This is a genomic window from Mesorhizobium sp. BR-1-1-10 (assembly GCF_020165595.1).
GTDB lineage: Bacteria > Pseudomonadota > Alphaproteobacteria > Rhizobiales > Rhizobiaceae > Mesorhizobium > Mesorhizobium australicum.
The window spans coordinates 23,440-40,622 of record NZ_JAIUIL010000004.1; the positions used below are offsets into that span (position 1 = coordinate 23,440).

At 66.1% G+C, this 17,183-nt stretch carries 16 protein-coding genes and 1 tRNA gene; 4 read left to right on the forward strand and 13 right to left on the reverse strand.

The window, feature by feature from the left end; translation table 11 throughout:
- Nucleotides 1–41: 41 nt before the first annotated feature.
- Both LB555_RS08905 and LB555_RS08910 read right to left on the reverse strand, forming a co-directional pair.
- Nucleotides 42–1,529, reverse strand: a complete 1,488-nt coding sequence (locus LB555_RS08905; protein ID WP_224682713.1) for a pyridoxal phosphate-dependent decarboxylase family protein — start codon at nt 1,527–1,529, stop codon at nt 42–44.
- Between the two features lie 12 nt (nt 1,530–1,541).
- Nucleotides 1,542–2,630 carry a PLP-dependent cysteine synthase family protein gene (locus LB555_RS08910; RefSeq protein ID WP_224682714.1) on the reverse strand — a complete coding sequence of 363 codons (1,089 nt, stop codon included), beginning with the start codon at nt 2,628–2,630 and terminating at the stop codon, nt 1,542–1,544.
- On the opposite strand from LB555_RS08910, the gene LB555_RS08915 reads away from it, so the two are divergent.
- The 3 genes from LB555_RS08915 (at nt 2,572) to LB555_RS08925 (ending at nt 5,106) form a co-directional block, all read left to right on the forward strand.
- Nucleotides 2,572–2,790 (forward strand): hypothetical protein, encoded by a 219-nt coding sequence (locus LB555_RS08915; RefSeq protein ID WP_181172879.1) that lies wholly within the window; start codon nt 2,572–2,574, stop codon nt 2,788–2,790. The genes LB555_RS08910 and LB555_RS08915 overlap by 59 nt on opposite strands.
- A gap of 36 nt (nt 2,791–2,826) precedes the next feature.
- Nucleotides 2,827–4,830, forward strand: coding sequence for a BTAD domain-containing putative transcriptional regulator (locus tag LB555_RS08920; protein ID WP_224682715.1), 2,004 nt, complete (start codon nt 2,827–2,829; stop codon nt 4,828–4,830).
- Nucleotides 4,831–4,929: 99 nt separating this feature from the next.
- Nucleotides 4,930–5,106 (forward strand): hypothetical protein, encoded by a 177-nt coding sequence (locus tag LB555_RS08925; RefSeq protein ID WP_023772044.1) that lies wholly within the window; start codon nt 4,930–4,932, stop codon nt 5,104–5,106.
- A 39-nt stretch (nt 5,107–5,145) separates the two neighbouring features.
- Here LB555_RS08925 and LB555_RS08930 read toward each other — a convergent pair whose 3' ends face one another.
- The 11 genes from LB555_RS08930 to LB555_RS08980 form a co-directional block, all read right to left on the reverse strand.
- Nucleotides 5,146–5,454 (reverse strand): UBP-type zinc finger domain-containing protein, encoded by a 309-nt coding sequence (locus tag LB555_RS08930; protein WP_095773379.1) that lies wholly within the window; start codon nt 5,452–5,454, stop codon nt 5,146–5,148.
- Nucleotides 5,455–5,523: 69 nt separating this feature from the next.
- Nucleotides 5,524–7,203 carry an FAD-dependent oxidoreductase gene (locus tag LB555_RS08935; RefSeq protein WP_224682716.1) on the reverse strand — a complete coding sequence of 560 codons (1,680 nt, stop codon included), beginning with the start codon at nt 7,201–7,203 and terminating at the stop codon, nt 5,524–5,526.
- A gap of 151 nt (nt 7,204–7,354) precedes the next feature.
- Nucleotides 7,355–7,439 (reverse strand) — tRNA-Leu (locus LB555_RS08940).
- 73 nt (nt 7,440–7,512) lie between these two features.
- Entirely contained in the window at nt 7,513–8,133 is a 621-nt protein-coding gene (locus LB555_RS08945) for a 2,3-bisphosphoglycerate-dependent phosphoglycerate mutase (RefSeq protein ID WP_140619831.1), read from the reverse strand.
- Nucleotides 8,134–8,220: 87 nt separating this feature from the next.
- Nucleotides 8,221–9,060, reverse strand: a complete 840-nt coding sequence (dapB, locus tag LB555_RS08950; RefSeq protein WP_015314708.1) for a 4-hydroxy-tetrahydrodipicolinate reductase — start codon at nt 9,058–9,060, stop codon at nt 8,221–8,223.
- On the reverse strand, nt 9,057–10,916 hold the full coding sequence (locus LB555_RS08955) for an ABC transporter ATP-binding protein (RefSeq protein WP_015314709.1): 1,860 nt from the start codon (nt 10,914–10,916) through the stop codon (nt 9,057–9,059). Before LB555_RS08955 ends, dapB begins: the two co-directional genes overlap by 4 nt.
- 77 nt (nt 10,917–10,993) lie before the next feature.
- Nucleotides 10,994–12,040, reverse strand: coding sequence for a glucokinase (locus LB555_RS08960; protein ID WP_140719480.1), 1,047 nt, complete (start codon nt 12,038–12,040; stop codon nt 10,994–10,996).
- A gap of 183 nt (nt 12,041–12,223) precedes the next feature.
- Nucleotides 12,224–13,309: a penicillin-insensitive murein endopeptidase gene (gene mepA / locus LB555_RS08965; RefSeq protein WP_224682717.1), complete on the reverse strand. Its 1,086-nt coding sequence runs from the start codon at nt 13,307–13,309 to the stop codon at nt 12,224–12,226.
- Nucleotides 13,310–13,373: 64 nt separating this feature from the next.
- Nucleotides 13,374–14,282, reverse strand: a complete 909-nt coding sequence (locus LB555_RS08970; protein WP_224682718.1) for an SDR family oxidoreductase — start codon at nt 14,280–14,282, stop codon at nt 13,374–13,376.
- Nucleotides 14,279–15,433, reverse strand: a complete 1,155-nt coding sequence (queG, locus tag LB555_RS08975; protein ID WP_224682719.1) for a tRNA epoxyqueuosine(34) reductase QueG — start codon at nt 15,431–15,433, stop codon at nt 14,279–14,281. The genes LB555_RS08970 and queG overlap by 4 nt, the downstream gene beginning before the upstream one ends.
- Nucleotides 15,414–16,106, reverse strand: a complete 693-nt coding sequence (locus LB555_RS08980) for a glutathione S-transferase family protein (RefSeq protein ID WP_015314714.1) — start codon at nt 16,104–16,106, stop codon at nt 15,414–15,416. The genes queG and LB555_RS08980 overlap by 20 nt, the downstream gene beginning before the upstream one ends.
- Nucleotides 16,107–16,338: 232 nt before the next feature.
- Here LB555_RS08980 and LB555_RS08985 point away from each other — a divergent pair, with 232 nt between their 5' ends.
- Nucleotides 16,339–17,145 carry an undecaprenyl-diphosphate phosphatase gene (locus LB555_RS08985; protein WP_015314715.1) on the forward strand — a complete coding sequence of 269 codons (807 nt, stop codon included), beginning with the start codon at nt 16,339–16,341 and terminating at the stop codon, nt 17,143–17,145.
- The last annotated feature ends 38 nt before the right edge of the window (nt 17,146–17,183 follow it).

The following is a 17,183-nucleotide window of genomic DNA, read 5'->3' on the forward strand; positions in this document are numbered from 1 at the left end:
TCCCCGAATCACCGCGGGCAGGTTCGCACGGCGGCCCGGAACTAGGAAGACACGTGGCCCTGCGCGGTGATCTCACGTCCCAGCCTCACCACTTCACGCGCCAGCAGATCGAGATCGTCGCGTCGGGTGCGATGGTTGGTGATCGCCACACGCAGCCAGTGCCCGCCATGCACGGTGGTGTCGGAGAGTGCAGCGATGCCTTGCTCCTGCAGCCGCAACATGATCTCGGTGTTGAGCGCCTTCAGCGCTTCGCCCGCCAAACCGGGCTGATAGCGGAAGCAGACGATGTTGATGGTCGGCGCCGCCGCAAGCTCCAGCGAAGGCTCGGCCTCGATCAGCCCGGCCAGATAGGAGACCTGCGCGATGTTCTGGTCGATCAGGCGGCCGAATTTTTCGACGCCATGTTCCTTCAGTGCCATCCACACTTTCAAGGCACGAAAGCCGCGCGACGTCTGCAGACCATAATCGTGCAACCATTCGCCGGAAGCGAGGCCGCGCGGCGTCGATTCCAGATATTCCGGCGTCACCGCGAAGGTCCGGCGGTGCGCGGCGGCGTCCCTGACCAGGGCACAGCCGACCTCGAAGGGCGAATGCAGCCATTTGTGGGGATCGAGCGCGACCGAATCGGCCCATTCGATGCCGGCGACGCGGTGGGCGTTTTGCGGGGCGATGGCGATCAGCGCGCCGATGCAGCCATCGACATGGAACCAGAGGCCTTCCTCGTGAGCGAGTTTGGCAAGCGCCCGCAGGTCGTCGATCGCCCCAGTGTTGACCGTGCCGGCATTGCCGACGACGCAGGCCGGTTTGAAGCCGGCTGCCCGGTCCTCGACGATCGCCGCGCGCAACGCGTCGATATTGATCCGCAGCCCGGCATCTGTCGGGATGCGGCGCAGCGCCCGATTGCCGAGGCCCAGCGCTTCCATCGCCTTGCGGTGGCAGGAATGGATCTGGTCCGAGCCATAGAAGCGCAGCGGCTTCTCGATGGCTGAAACGCCGTGCTCGCGCACGTCGACGCCGGCCTTGACGTTGCGCGCCACCGTCAGCCCGATGATGTTGGCCATCGAGCCGCCGCTGACCAGCGTGCCGGAGGCCGAGTCTGGAAAGCCCAGCATCTGCTTGCACCAGTTCACCACCTGGCCGTCCATCAGTCCGGCGGCATGGTTGCCGCCACCGAGGTTGGAGCCCTGTATCGCCGCGAGGAAATCGCCGAGCGCGCCGGTGAAGTTGCTGGACCCCATATACCACGACCAGAACCGTGGATGGATGTTGCCCATCGGATAGGACATCACGGTGCGGGAGACCTCGCCATAGACGACGGCAAGCGGTGCCGGCGAGCGCGGCAGGGGTGCGGTGAAAAGATCCCGCACCTCGCCGGGCATCTCCCGCCAGACGGGGCGCTCGCGCACCTCACGCAGGTAGTCTACCGCATCGTCGATGATTCGATGCGAGAAGGCCTGCACATCGGCCCAGTCGGCGGGGTCAAGCGTTTCCTCGGCCGCCATGCCGAGGCTTTCCTGCGCGATGTCCATGACAGCCTCCCGTCAAGCCGCCGGAAACTGGCAGCCGGGCGTCGAGCGCGAGAGCGCCAGCTCATCGGCATCCATTTCAGCCTCGACGCCGTCGAACAGCGGCGTCGACATGTAGCGCTCGCCCGTGTCGGGCAGCATGCACAAGATCACCGATCCGGCCGCCGCCTTCTCGGCGGCCTGGCGCGCGACGGCGAAGGTGGCGCCGCCGGAAATGCCGGTGAAGATGCCTTCCTTCTGGGCCAGCGCCCGAGCCCATTTGATGCCTTCTGGCCCGGCGATCGGCATCACCTCGTCATAGAGGCTGGCGTCGATCGCCTCCTGCAGCACGTTGGGGATGAAGTCCGGCGTCCAGCCCTGGACGGGATGCGGCTCGAAGGCCGGGTGGCTGGCGGCAGGGGCGCCGCCGGCCCCCCGCTGCTGCGCCTTGCCGCTGCCGACCAGTTGCGCATTGGCCGGCTCGGAGAGCACGATGCGGACATCGGGCCGTTCGCGGCGCAAGACCCGCGCCACGCCGACGACCGTGCCGCCGGTGCCATAGCCGGTGACGAAGCAGTCGAGCCGCGAGCCGGCGAAATCATTGATGATTTCGCGCGCGGTCGTCGACTCGTGGATGGCGGCATTGGCGGCCGTCTCGAACTGGCGGGCAAGGAACCAGCCATTGGCCTCGGCCAGTTCGACCGCCTTCTTGTACATGCCAAAACCTTTTTCGGCGCGTGGCGTCAGCACCACCTTGGCGCCCAGCATGCGCATCAGCTTGCGGCGCTCGACGGAAAAGCTGTCGGCCATGGTAACGACCAACGGATAGCCTTTCTGCGCGCAAACCATGGCAAGCCCGATGCCGGTATTGCCGCTGGTCGCCTCGACCACGGTCTGGCCGGGCTTCAGCGCGCCGCTGCGTTCGCCCTCTTCGACGATGTTGAGCGCCAGCCGATCCTTCACCGAGGCGCCCGGGTTGAAGAACTCGGCCTTGACGTAGATGGTCGCATGGGCCGGCGCGAGATTGTTGATGCGCACCACCGGCGTGTCGCCGACGGTGTCCAGGATGCTGTCGAACAATCGGCCGCGCCCCGCGGTGGTTCTGATTTGTTGTTTGTTCAACATCGTCGATCTCCTCGATCGTGTTCTCACGGGCCGGTTACAAACCGGCGGCCTGGGCGGCGAGGTTTCGACACCTTGCCGCGATATGACGTGCCGCTCATACGGCAAAGGTGACATCGGGCGCGAAAGCATCGCCACCGGATGCGCCGTGTCGGGTCTGTGATAGAGTAAGGGCCGACAGGCCAACGTGGGAACAGGCGTGGAAACCGACGTGGAAACCGCACAGGCGAGGCGGGACGGCAGGGCAACGGCCCCGTCCGTGCGCCTGCTCGGACCGCTGGCGATCACACGCGACCAAGTGCCAGCCACCCTGCCGGGCTCGCGCAAGCTGCGGGCGCTGTTGGGTTATCTGGCGCTGGCGCCGCACCCCGTCGGCCGCTCCCGCCTGTGCGAGCTTTTGTGGGATGTGCCCAACGATCCGCGTGGCGAGCTGCGCTGGTGCCTGAGTAAGTTGCGCACCGCTCTGGACGGGCCGGAACGGGGTCGGGTCGTCACACAAGGCGATACGGTGGCGCTCGATCTCGAGGATTGCCCTGTCGATGCGCTGGAGGTCAGCCGCGCCTGCTTCGAAGGCATCGCAACGCTTGGTGTCGAGCGCCTGCGGGCGCTGGCGAAATTGTTCGCCGGCGAGTTCCTTGACGGCCTGGAGCTCGAGCGAAGCCCGCTTTTCAACAGCTGGCTGACGGCACAACGTCGTCGCTTCGGTGCCTGGCACGTGGCCGTGCTGGAAAGGCTCGTCGAAACCTTGCCGGCGGATTGCGACGAAGCGGTCGCTCATCTCGACAGATGGCTGGAACTGTCGCCGTTCGAGGAGCGCGCGCACCGGGCGCTGCTGGCCAGTCTGGCGCGGCGTGGCGCCGTCGGCGCGGCCGAGCAACATCTGGCGGCGGCCGAGCAGCTGTTCGGGTCGGAAGAGCTGGATTTCGCGCCGCTGCACGCGGCCTGGCAAGCGATCCGCGAGCGGCGGCCGGCCGGCTTGTCCATGGTATCGCAGCCGGTGGCCGGGCCGACCGTCGCCGAGACCACCGAGCCGAGCCACGCTTCGCTGGCGGTGATGCCGTTTGCCGGAGAGGCGCGCGGCGGACCGGCCGACGGTTTCACACACGACATCATCACCCGGCTGGCCAAGCTTCGCGATTTCTTCGTAATCGCGCGCGGGTCGGTGTTTGCATTGGCCGAGGAAGCCATCGCGCCCGAGGAGGCGGGCCGCCGGCTAAATGTCGACTATGTGGCCACCGGCGCGGTGCGCAACCCGGCCGGCAGGCTGGTCGTCAACATCGAACTGATCGAGGTGCGCACGGCCAGAATCGTCTGGGCCGAAACCTTCGAGCGACGGTCGGACGATCTCTTCACCGTGCTCGACGAGATCGGCGACAGCATCGTGTCGTCGATCTCGTCCGAGATCGAGACGGTCGAGCGCAACCGCGCCCTGCTCAAGGCTCCCAACTCGCTCAATGCCTGGGAGGCCTACCACCGCGGCCTCTGGCACATGTACCGTTTCACGCAGGCCGAGAACGAAACGGCGCGGCACTTCTTTGCCAGCGCCCTGCGGCTCGATCCAACCTTCGCCCGCGCCTATGCCGGCCTGTCCTTCACCCATTGGCAGAACGCCTTCCAGCGCTGGGGCGACCGCGATCGCGAAAGCGCGCTGGCCTTCGAGAGCGCCGGGCAGAGCTTGCTGGTCGATGACCACAATCCGGCCGCGCACTGGGCGATGGGGCGGGCGCTGTGGCTGCGGGGCGAACAGGACGGCTCGCTCGGTGAACTGGAACAGGCGGTCAAGCTCAGCCCCAATTTCGCGCTCGGCCACTATGCGCTGTCCTTCGTCCATTCGCAGTCGGGCGACCCGCGGGCGGCGATCGGCTCTTCCGATCATTCGCGCCATCTCAGCCCTTTCGATCCGCTGCTGTTCGGCATGCTGGGGGCGCGGGCCATGGCGCATGTCCGGCTCGGCCAGTTCGAGGAGGCGGCCGGATGGGCGCTGAAGGCAGCCGCCCGGCCAAACGCGCACGCCATCATCCTGGCGATCGCAGCACATTGCCTGGCGCTGGCGGGGCGGCTCGAAGAGGCGCGCGGCTTTGCCGCCGCCATTCGCAAGGCGTTGCCGGACTACCGCGCCGACGATTTCATCGCCACGTTCCGCTTCGAGCCGGACGCCGAGGCGTTGTTCCGGCAAGGCGCCAGGCGGATCGGGCTCGGCTGAATTTCGTGCTCGAACCCTGCGTTAACGAAGTCGGAAGGAGTTGTTTAACCGTTGACGGCTATGTGACCTCGCGGGGGGGTCCATGGCAAAGTGAGTATGATGAGCGACAGCCCCGACAAGCGCAGCGAATGGCGCGCCATCCTTCATGTACAGGCCCGCATCGCCGTGCTGTTCGTTCCGGTCGTGGCCAGCCTGCTGCTCATCGCTGCCCTTGCCGGCAACGATCGCAAGTCCGTTCCGGATGTCGACCGAACTGTTACGGGCTCGGTGCGATAAATCAGGCCGAACCCGCTTTCCCCCTGCTCTTCGCAGCATTCAATAGAAGCGCGGGATCGGGCCGTTCTGCGGGGTGGTGCGGTCGCCGAGGTCCAGAAAAACCTCGTCGACGTAGCACCAGCCCCAGCCTTCCGGCGGGTCGTAACCCTCTATGACGGGATGGCTGGTGGCGTGAAAATGCTTGGTGGCGTGGCGGTTTGGGGAGTCGTCGCAGCAGCCGACATGGCCGCAGGTGCGGCAGAGCCGCAGATGCACCCACCACGAACCGCTCTTCAGGCACTCCTCGCAGCCGAGCGCGCTCGGCGTTACGTCCTTGATCCCAGCGGCGTGTCTGCATTCATCCGCCATCACACTCTCCCGACCTATCTCTCAATTGAAGCATGATCTTTTCCGAAAACCGGTTCCCACCTTTCGGGATCATACTTGAGGCGCGTCGGCCTGGCTGCCGTCCCGCGCAAGAAATGCATGCAGCGCCGCCACCACCTGGGCGCCCTCGCCGACAGCCGCCGCGACGCGTTTGACCGAGCCGGAGCGCACGTCGCCGATGGCGAACACGCCGCTGCGGCTGGTCTCCATCACGCCATGGGCCCATGCTATGTCCGATCCGGTGCGGATGAAACCCCTGGCATCCAGCGCCACGTCGGATTGGGCGAGCCAATCGGTGTTCGGGTCGGCGCCGATGAACAGGAAGAGATGGCGGATCGGCCGCGTCGTCGAGGCGCCGCTCGAGCGGTCGCGCCAGCGTACCGTGGCGAGATTGCCTGCCTCGCCGTCCAGCGCCTCGATTTCGGCGCCGGTCAGCACCTCGATGTTCGGCTGCGCCCTGATGCGCTCGACGAGGTAACGCGACATCGAGGCCTCGAGGCTGCCGCCACGCGCCAGCAGCGCTACTTTCCTGACCTGGCTGGCCAGGTAGACGGCCGCCTGGCCGGCCGAATTGCCGGCGCCGACCAGCGCCACTTCCTGGCCGCCGCAAAGCCGTGCTTCGATGGGCGAGGCCCAATAATGGACGCAGGTGCCCTCGAACTCGGCGAGATTGGCGACATCGAGGCGGCGATAGCGCGCGCCGCTGGCGATCACCACCGAGCGCGTGCGCACCGTCTCGCCGTCGCCGACCGCGAGCTGATAGCGCGCGCCGTCGGTGGCGGCACCGAGCAGCTTCACCTCGTCGGGGATGACCATCTCGACGCCGAATTTCTGCGCCTGGTTGTAGGCGCGCGCCATCAGCGCCATGCCGGTAATGCCGGTGGGGAAGCCGAGATAGTTCTCGATGCGAGCGGAGGCGCCGGCCTGGCCGCCGAAGGCACGGCAATCGAGCACGATCGTCGACAGCCCTTCCGAGGCCGCGTAGACCGCCGCCGCCAGACCGGCCGGTCCGGCGCCGACGATGGCGACGTCATAGACCTTGCTGGCGTCGACGGGCCGCAGCAGGCCGATGCAGCGGGCGAGGTCTTTCTCCGCCGGATTGAGCAGCAGCCTGCCATTCGGGCACAGCACGACCGGCAGGTGGTGGGGATCGACCTGGAAGTGCTCGAACAGCGTCTTCGCGCAAGGATCGGTTTTGGAATCGAGCACGCGGTGGGGCTGGCCGCTGCGGACGAGAAAGCCTTGCAGGCGAAGGACGTCGCCATTGTCGGCAGGTCCGACGATGATGGGACCGATCGTGCCACTCTCGAGCAGCCCGACGCGGCGCAGGATCAGCGCCCGCATGATGCGCTCGCCGAGATTGGCCTCCTGCACCATCAGGTCGCGCAGTCGCTGCGACGGGATGACGAACGCCTCGACCGGCTCGGTCGCCTGCGCATTGACCAGCGAGGGACGGGCCGAAAGCTGCGCCAGCTCGCCGGCGAAGCTGCCCGGGCCATGCGTGACGATCGTCTCGCGCCGGCCAAATTTGCCGTCCTGGGTGATATCGACCTTGCCCGCCAGCACCACGATCAGCCCCGGGGAAACATCGCCGGCCTCGAAAATGTGCTCGCCGGCGGCATAGGCGCTGGCCTCGCCGAACCGGCGCATGCGCTCGATGTCCGCCTCGGCTAGGACGGGAAAAGCCTGGTCGCGGCGGGCGCCGAAGATCGCGGTGCTGGATTGAGACATGGTCGCGAGCGTAGCGAAGGGGGCGCGCGGTTTGAAGCGGTTTGTTCGGGGACTGGCCAGGAGGGCAGGTCATCGGGCAAGAAAAAAGCCCGGACGAACCGGGCTTTTTCTCAGGGTTCCTGAACCGATCGAATGGTTCGAAACGGGAATTTGGTGCCCAGAAGAGGACTCGAACCTCCACTCCTTGCGGAACACGGACCTGAACCGTGCGCGTCTACCAATTCCGCCATCTGGGCTGGTGCGGGCTCAATAAGCGGGCAAGCGATTGCTGTCAACGCGCTTTTTTAAACCCGCTGCTCGCTTGCCGGCTTAGCCTTCCAGCACTTCCTTCGAAGCCACGGTCGAATCGGCGTTGAGCTGGTAGATCACCGGCACGCCGGTGCCGAGTTCCAGCTTGACGATCTCCTCGCCTGACTTGCCGTCCAGCGCCATGATCAGCGCGCGCAGCGAATTGCCATGGGCGGCGACCAGCACCGTGCCGCCGCGCAGCACATGCGGCTGCAGATCGTGCAGGTAATAGGGCCAGACGCGGGCGCCGGTGTCCTTCAGGCTTTCGCCGGCAGGCGGCGGCACATCATAGGAGCGGCGCCAGACATGCACCTGCTCCTCGCCCCATTTCTGGCGCGCGTCGTCCTTGTTGAGGCCGGAGAGGTCGCCATAGTCGCGCTCGTTCAGCGCCTGGTCGCGAACGGTCTGCAAGTCGCTCTGGCCGACCGCATCGAGAATGTGCTGGCAGGTTTTTTGCGCCCGGATCAGCGCCGAGGTGAAGGCGATATCGAACTTCAGGCCGCGCGCCTTGAGTTTTTGGCCGGCGGCCTTGGCCTCGGCATGGCCTTGCTCCGTCAGGTCGACGTCGCGCCAGCCGGTGAACAGGTTCTTCAGGTTCCATTCGCTCTGGCCGTGGCGCACGAGCACGAGGGTTCTCGACATTTTTGCTCCTCTGGGGTCTGAGCATTCCAGGAAAAGTGTGTAGTGGTTTTCCGTTCTGCGTAAGAACGAAGATGGTTCAGGGTCGTTTCAGGCAAGCCCAAGCACGTCCCGCATTGAATACAGTCCCGGCTTCTGGCCATGCGCCCAAAGTGCGGCCTTGACGGCACCGCGGGCGAAGATGGCGCGGTCCTCGGCATGGTGCGACAGCGTGATGCGCTCGCCGGTGCCGGCCAGGATCACGCTGTGGTCGCCGACCACCGAGCCGCCGCGCAGTGTGGCAAAGCCGATCGAGCCGGTTTGTCGCACACCCGTATGGCCGTCGCGCGAACGCACATCATTGCCGGCCAGCGCGATGCCGCGCCCGGCGGCGGCCGCTTCGCCGAGCAGAAGCGCCGTGCCCGAAGGCGCGTCGACCTTGTGCCTGTGGTGCATTTCGAGGATCTCGATGTCGAAATCGTCGGCGTCGAGCGCGCGTGCCGCCTGTTCGACCAGCACCGCCAGCAGATTGACGCCGAGGCTCATATTACCCGACTTGACGATGGTCGCGTGGCGGGCGGCGGCAGCGATTTTCGCGTTGTCGTCGGCCGAACAGCCTGTCGTGCCGATGACATGGACGATGCGCGCCTGCGCCGCGTAACCGGCGAACTCGACCGTCGAGGCCGGGGTGGTGAAATCGAGCACGCCGTCGGCCCTGGCGAAGACCGGCAACGGATCGCTGCCGATCGCCACGTCGATGCGGCCGACGCCGGCGAGTTCCCCCGCATCCTTGCCCAGGTGAGGCGAATCCGGGCGCTCCACCGCGCCGATGACGCGGGCGCCAGGAATGGCGTGGATGGCGCGGATCAGCGTCTGGCCCATGCGGCCGGCCGCGCCGACCACCACAAGGCCCATATCGCCGGCCGGCTCGCCTGATGTGGTCTCGCTCATGGCGTGCTCCCGGCGATGTCCTGGGTCTCTAGTTCCTGAACCGAAGTTTCGGCCGGGGCGCTGTCGTCGACAAGCCCCAGGCCCTTGACGCCCTGTATCCGGTGGAAACGGGCATAGACGCTGTGCGGGTCGGCCATCAGCGAGGCATGCGTGCCCTCTTCGACCAGATGGCCCTGTTCCAGCACGATGATGTGGTCGGCATTGACCACGGTGGACAGGCGGTGCGCTATGACGATGGTGGTGCGCCCTTCCATGACCTTGGTGAGCGCCTGCTGGACGCGCGCTTCGGCCTCGTTGTCGAGCGCCGATGTCGCCTCGTCGAGCAGCAGGATCGGCGCCTGACGCACGATGGCGCGGGCGATCGACACGCGCTGGCGCTGGCCGCCGGAAAGCGTAGCGCCATTCTCGCCGACCGGCGTGTCATACCCTTGCGGCTGCTGGCGGATGAACTCGTCGGCCGCCGCCAGCCGCGCGGCCTGCTCGATCTCGGCATCGGTGGCCGAGGGGCGGCCATAGCGAATGTTGTCGCGGATGGTGCCCTCGAACAGATAGGGCGCCTGCGAGACATAGGCTATCGAGCCGCGCAGCGACTGTTTGGTGACCTTGGAAATGTCCTGGCCATCGATCTCGATCGTACCGCTCTCGACGTCGTAGAAGCGCTGCAGCAGCGCCACCAGTGTGGTCTTGCCGGCACCGGAGGCGCCGATGACGGCAGTCATCTTGCCGGCGGCGGCGACAAAGCTGAGGTCCTGAAGGACAGGCGTCTCCTCGACATAGCGGAAGGACACGTTGTTGAAGCGAACTTCGCCCGTGGTGAAGTTTGCCTTGGTGGCGCCAGGCGCGTCGCCCTGCTTCGGCTCGAGGTCGAGCAGCTCGTAGATCATGCGTGCATTGACCAGAGCCCGTTCCATGCCGACCTGCATGCGTGCCAGGCGGCGCGCCGGATCATAGGCCAGGATCAGCGCCGTGATGAAGGAGAAGACCGCGCCAGGCGGCTGCCCGAGAACCAGAGCCCGGTAACCGGAATAGGCGATGACGGAGGTGACGGCGAAGCCGGCCAGCATGTCGGAAATCGGCGACAGCCGTTCGGAGACGCGGGCAATCTTGTTCGAGCGCTGTTCGGCGTCGCTGGCGAGCTTGCCGATGCGGCTGGACAGTTCGTCCTCCATGGTGAAGGCCTTGACGATGGCGATGCCTTGCGTGGCTTCCTGAACGGCGCCGATCAGGCGCGAATTGATCAGCACGGATTCGCGGGTAATGCGCCGCACGCGACGGGTGAGATAGACGACGGCCCAGATCAGCGGCGGTCCGATCAGCAGCGAACTAAGTGACAGGACCGGATCCTGGTAGACCATGACGCCGAGCAGGCCGAGCAGCGTCACCGCGTCGCGGGTGATCGAGGTCAGCGTCAACGACAGGAGGTCGCGGATGCCGCCGACGTTTTCGTTGACCTGCGCCGCCAGCCGGCCGGAGCGTGTATCATTGAAGAAGCCGACGCCGAGCTTCATCAGGTGATCGAAAATGCGCTTCTGGTAGCGCGCCACCAGATTGTTGCCGATCTTGGCCAGCGCCACCGCCTGGCCATAGCCGGCAAAGCCGCGCAGCAGGAAGGCCGCCATGAAGCCTGCGCAGATCCACACGATCGCGTCGCCACGCCGTTCGTAGAAGATCTGGTTGACCATCGGGGCCATGATCCAGGCCGTGAAGGCGGTCGTGCCCGAAACGATCAGCGAGCAGGTGATGACCATCACATAAGTCCAGCGATAGTCGTGGCTGTTCTCAGCGAGAATGCGGCGCAGCACCGCTGTGACCTCGCCGGGCCGGGCTTTCAGCTTGTTTGGAGTTTGAAGTGTCAAATCAGAGGGCTTTGTCGGTTTCGCTTCCCGTGGCCGGGCAATTCGGCACCCCTATTACCGCCAAGCAGCCGGCTTGCCTATGCCTTGGGGTGACTAACTTCGTCGCGCCAGCGCCGGCCCGATGTCTGGACGCCGAACAGCGAGGGGTTCCTGGCATAGGCGGCAAGGCCGAGAAGGGCAGCCAGCGGATGGGTGATGACATAGACCGGCATGGTGCGCATCAGCGCGCTGTGCGGCGCCTTGTCCTCGAAGGCAGCGCGGAAATTGCCTTGCTTCAGCGCCGGCACAATCTTTTGCGCGATGCCGCCGGTTAGGAACACGCCGCCCCTGCTCATGAACACCAGCGCCAGGTCGCCGGCGGTGCGGCCGAGGCAGGTGACGAAGGTCTCGAGGGCTTCCTGCGCCACCGGATCGGTCTTGGCCAACGCCGCACCGGTGACTTCGGCCGGCGTGGTGAAGGGCGACGGCTTTCCATCCGCCCTGGCCACCGCCCGGTAGACGTTGACGAGACCGCGTCCGCACAGGATCTGTTCGCCCGAAATGCGGCCCTCGAGCTTCTCGATATGCGGGAAAACCTCGAAATCGCGCGGCGTGCGCGGCCCGATGTCCATATGACCGCCTTCGCCGGGCACCGGGATCCAGTGATGCAGCGCGTGGACCAGCCCGGCGACGCCGAGCCCGGTCCCGGGGCCAAGGACGACGCGGCCGGCATTGGGCTCCGGCGCGCCGCCGCCGATCTTTTCCATGTGCTCTTCGCCAAGCGCCACGACGGCCAGCGCCTGCGCCTCGAAATCGTTGAGCACGACGATGTCGCTCAGCCCCAGATTGGCGAACATCTGCCTCGGCTTGACGACCCAGGGACAGTTGGTGAGCTCGATCTCATCGCCGTCGACCGGGCCGGCCACGGCCAGCACCGCCGAATTTGGCCGGACCGACGAGCGGTCGAGCACCGCCGCCTGGATCGCCTCGTCGATGGTGTTGTAGTTGGCGGTCTGGACGATGATCGGCTCGCCGGCCTCGGAATTGGCGTCGAGCACGATCGAAAAGCGCGCATTGGTGCCGCCGATATCGCCGATCAGGATCGGAAACCGCAGCAAAGTCTCGTCATCGCCTGTGCTTGGCATGCTCTCGTCCGTCCCCCGGCGCCCGCGACGGCATTCGCCGTTCCTGCGTTGACTAGCGCATGAGTTTGAAAAGGGAAACGGTTTTCGGGCCTGGTGGCGCGCAGGGAGAGGTTCTGCGGCCAAACGGCCACTGTTTCATGAAAACGGGGGCTAAACCGATTGAGCCTGCGGGTGGCGCGCCAATCACTTCGCTGGCGGCCGTGGCCGCGGCACCGGTACGCCGACCTCGGGCGTCGCGGTGAAGGCGTTCACCGCGCTTGGCAGGCCGGCGGTGCCGCTTGCCGTGACGGCGGGCAGCGACGGCGCTTCCGGCTCAGGCACCGCCACCGCGACCGGCACGGCGTCGCCGTGATAGGTCGCGGCCTCGGCCGAGGCAGGCCCCGGCGCGTCGAGCACCGCGCGGCATTCCTTGGGCAGGTTGGCCATCGTCATCAGGTCACGTGCCTTGGGCGCATCCGGGTTCTTGTTCGGTCGCCACGGCTCCTGCGTGAACCACCAGGCCAGCGGCTTGCCGCAGCCATCATCCTCCGGCGTTGCTTCCTGCGCCTTGCAATTGGGCGAGCCAGGCTGGCAGCCGATGCGCATGTGGAAATGGTAGTCATGGCCCCAGAACGGCCTGATCTTGCGTAGCCACGAGCGGTCACCCCTGACCGTGTCGCAGAGCTTTTTCTTGATGCCGGGATTGACCAGGATGCGCTCGACCTCCGGATAGCTCGCCGCGCGCTTCAAAAGCCGCGTGTGCGCCGGCGTCCACAGCGCGTCCTTCACAAGATGCGTCTTGTCGTCGACCATCAAGGTGGCGCTCATGGTCTCGCGCTGCGCCCTGGTCATGGTGCGGTCGGGCATCGGCGTCAGCCAGATGTCGGCGTCGAGCCCGATCTGGTGCGAGGCATGACCTGATAGCATCGGGCCGCCGCGTGGCTGCGCGATGTCGCCGATCAACAGGCCCGGCCAACCGTCGGCGACGGCGTCGCGCGACAATCTCTCGATCAGCGCGATCATCGCCGGATGGCCCCAGCGGCGGTTGCGCGATGGCCGCATCACCTGCCAGGTCGGACCATCCATGGGAATGGCGACGCCGCCGGCAAAACAGCCCTTGGAATAGAAGCCGAAGGATTGCGGGGCGGTGGCCGTCGGCAGCTTCTCGGCGCCGAACAGGTCTTTCGCCCGCTCCTCGGCCGCTGCCGGCTGCGCGGCCAGGCCTGCCAGAGCCAGCGCTGCCGCCAATACCGCATTTCTGGGGCAAAGCGACCGCATCGATGATTTCATGAACCGCACCCCCGTGCCTGCAATCGCCGAATCATACCACGCCAAGCGCCACGCTTCGATCATCCTATCCCTTCACGCCCCTCATCGGGCTGCGCGGCGCACCGTCACGCCAGTCGCCGCTTGCCCACATATGGTCGAAAGCGGCGCGATAGTCGGGAAAGCGAAACCGATAGCCCGCCGCCTTGATCGCCGCATTGGCGACCCGCTTGTTCTCGCCATAGAAGGACCGCGCCATGGGCGAAAGTTGGGCGGTGTCGAAGGGAATTTCGGGCGGCGGCTCAACGCTCATCAGATGTGCGGCGTAGGCGACGACATCCTGCGGCGGCGCCGGCTCATCGTCGGTGACGTTGAAGATGCCGCCTCTATTGCCGCTGATCAGAAGCCACAGCGCGCCTGATATGTCGTCGCAATGGATGCGGTTGAACACCTGGTCCGGCTTGACCAGCCGCCTGGCAGTGCCGTTCTCCAGATTGACCAGCGCGTTGCGGCCGGGGCCGTAGATGCCGGACAGCCGCAGGATCGCCACTGGGCGCCCGATGTCCTCGCCAAGCCTCAACCACGCCCGCTCGGCCTCGACCCGCATCACCGAACGCTTCGACACCGGCCGGCAGGCGGCCGTCTCGTTGACCCAGGCGCCGCCATGATCCCCATAGACGCCAACGGTCGAGAGATAGCCTATCCATTCCAGCGCCGGCATCCCTGCGATTGCCTGGCGAGCGGCATTCAACACCGGATCGCCGGCTTCTTCCGGACCGACCGAAACCACCAGATGCGTGGTTTTCTCCAGCGCAGCGCCGATTTCGTTCGTCAACTTGCCGTCGAACAGCAGTGGGACGATGCCGGCCTGGCGCAGCGCTTCGAATTTTTCCTCGGAGCGTGTCGTGCCGAAGATGCTGGCGGTTCCCCTATTGGCGCGGGCAAAGGCCTTTCCGGAATAACCGGCACCGAAAATGAAGACCTGTTTTCCGCTCATGCATGTGCCCTGTTTGGCCGCGCCAGGCGCCATTCCTCGCGCACCGCCGCGTCGTCCTCACTGTTCAAGCCGTTCGCGGCCCGTTCGGCATATTCGGTTTCCGGCACCAGCCGCGCCAGCGCCCATATTGCCGCGCCCCGCACCAGGGGAGAAGCATCGCCGAGCAGGTCCCGGACGACGCCGGCAAGCGCGCCGTCGCCGGAATTGCCGGCGGCGATCAGCACGTTGCGGACGAAACGGTCGCGGCCGATGCGTTTGATCGGCGAACCGGAGAAGAAGGCGCGAAAGCCAGCATTGTCGAGGGCCAAGAGATCGGCGAGCGGCGGCTCGCGCAGATCGTCGCGCGCGGCGAGCTTGGCCTCGGACGCGGCACGGGCGAATTTGTTCCAAGGACAGGCGGCGAGGCAGTCGTCGCAGCCATAGATGCGGTTGCCGATCTTTTCCCGAAATTCATGCGGGATCGGCCCCTTGTTCTCGATCGTGAGATAGGAGATGCAGCGCCGCGCATCGAGCCTGTAGGGCGCGGGGAACGCGTCGGTCGGGCAGGCGTCGAGGCAGGCGCGGCAGGAGCCGCAATGGTCGATCTCGGGCTTGTCCGGTTCCAGTTCGGCCGTGGTGAAGATGGTGCCAAGGAACAGCCAGGAGCCGTGCTCGCGGCTGACCAGGTTGGTGTGCTTGCCTTGCCAGCCCAGCCCCGCTGCTTCCGCCAACGGCTTTTCCATCACGGGCGCCGTGTCGACGAAGACCTTCACGTCGCCGCCGGCGCGCGCGACGATCTTGCCGGCGATCTCCTTCAGCCGGCCCTTCATGACCTCGTGATAGTCGCGGTTTTTCGCGTAGACCGAGATCGCGCCGCGATCGCGTCTGGCCAGCACGTCGCGCGGATCATGGTCCGGCCCGTAATTCATCGCCAGCACGATGATCGAGCGCACGTCGGGCCACAGCGTGGATGGCTCGCCGCGGCGCGCAATCGTCTCGGCGATCCAGTCCATCGAGCCGTGAAAGCCGTCGGCGACGAATTCGGCCAGGCGCGCCGGCGCCAGCGGGATGGCATTGGGGGTGGTGACGGCGACCGCGTCGAAGCCGGCGCCCCGCGCCTCCGCGTCGATCAGCGCGCGCAGTTTCGACGCGTCAGAAGTCGAGATCCGCATAGTGCGATACCGGTGACAGGCCGCGCACGCGGTCGGTCAGGAGCGGCCGGAAGGAGGGCCGCGACTTCACCCGCGTGTACCATTCGCGCGCGGCGGGGTGTTCGCGCCAGTCGATCTCGCCGAGATAGTCGAGCACCGACAGCGTCGCGGCGGCCGCCAGATCGGCATAGGTGACCCTGCCGCCGGCCAGCCAATGACGGGTGCCCGCCAGCCAGTTGGTGTATTTCATGTGCTGGCGGATGTTGGCGCGCGCGGCGCGGATGGCGCCTGAATCGGGCGAGCCGCCGCCCGCCGTTTCCGGCATCACCGGCTTCAGCACGCGTTCGCGCACCAGATGGCGCGTCACTTCGCTTTCGGCCTTGTTGAGATACCAGTCGATCAGCCGGCGGATTTCGGCGCGCTGCATCGGGTCCTCGGCGAACAGCCGCTTGTCGCGCTTGAGCACGCCGCGCGTCTCGTCGAGATATTCGGAAATCACCGTCGCGCCGATGATCGGCACGTCGCCTTCGGCCAGCAGGATCGGCAGTGTTCCGGCCGGATTCAGCGCCAGGAACTCCTTGCGCCGCGTCCACGGCTTTTCCTCGATCAGCGCCAGCTCCTCGCCATACTCGCCAAAGGCGAGGCGGACGAAGCGGCAGGTGGCGAACATGGGATGGTGGAAAAGCGTCAGCATGGTTCCGCGGTGATAAAGCGCACTGGTGTCGTTCAGAATCCGGAATTCGCGCATCGCGCTCGTCCCAGGTGTGGCGAATTCCGGATTGCCACACTGGCGAATCGCAGGGCGCACCGGTAAGTCTTGGCCGCCCGGCTAGCGGGCCGTCAGGGGTGTTGCGACCTATAGGGGGACTTCGGCGCCATGACAAGCAAGCCATTCTGTTAGCCGTCACGCCAATGCCGAGGTAGAAATGGAAAGCCAGACCATCGTCGAAGCCCTGCTGCTTGGCCTGCTGGAGGGGTTGACCGAATTCATCCCGGTGTCCTCGACCGGCCACATCCTGCTCGCCGGCCATTTCCTCGGGTTCCAGTCGACCGGCAAGGCCTTCGAGATCCTGATCCAGCTCGGCGCCATCCTGGCCATCCTCAGCGTCTATTTCCGGCGCCTGTGGCAGATGCTGCTCGACCTGCCGCATGACCGGCTGACGCGGCATTTCGTCATCGGCATCCTCATCGCCTTCCTGCCGGCGGCGATCATCGGCGCGCTGGCGCATGATTTCATCAAGACTGTGCTGTTCGAATCACCCCGGTTGATCTGCATCATGCTGATCATCGGCGGCGTCGTGCTGCTGGTCGTCGACCGAATGAACCTCAAGCCGGTCTATCGCGACGTCGAGCGGTTCCCGACCAGACTCTACCTGCAGATCGGCCTGTTCCAGTGCCTGTCGCTGATCCCCGGCACGTCGCGTTCGGGTTCGACCATCGTCGGCGCGCTGCTTCTGGGTGTAGACAAGCGGGCGGCGGCGGAATTTTCCTTCTTCCTCGCCATCCCGACCATGGTCGGCGCCTTCGCCTTCGACCTGTTCAAGAACCGCAACGTGCTGACCTCGGCCGATCTGCCGATCATCGCCATCGGCTTCGTCGCCGCTTTCGTCACGGCCTTGGTCGTGGTGCGCTACCTGCTCGACTACGTCTCGCGCAACGGCTACTCGCTGTTCGGCTGGTGGCGCCTGGTGGTGGGGATCGTCGGGCTGGTGGCGTTGATGATCTGGGGCTGAACGTGCGTTGTTGCAGGCCCCTCACCGGGATTGCCAAC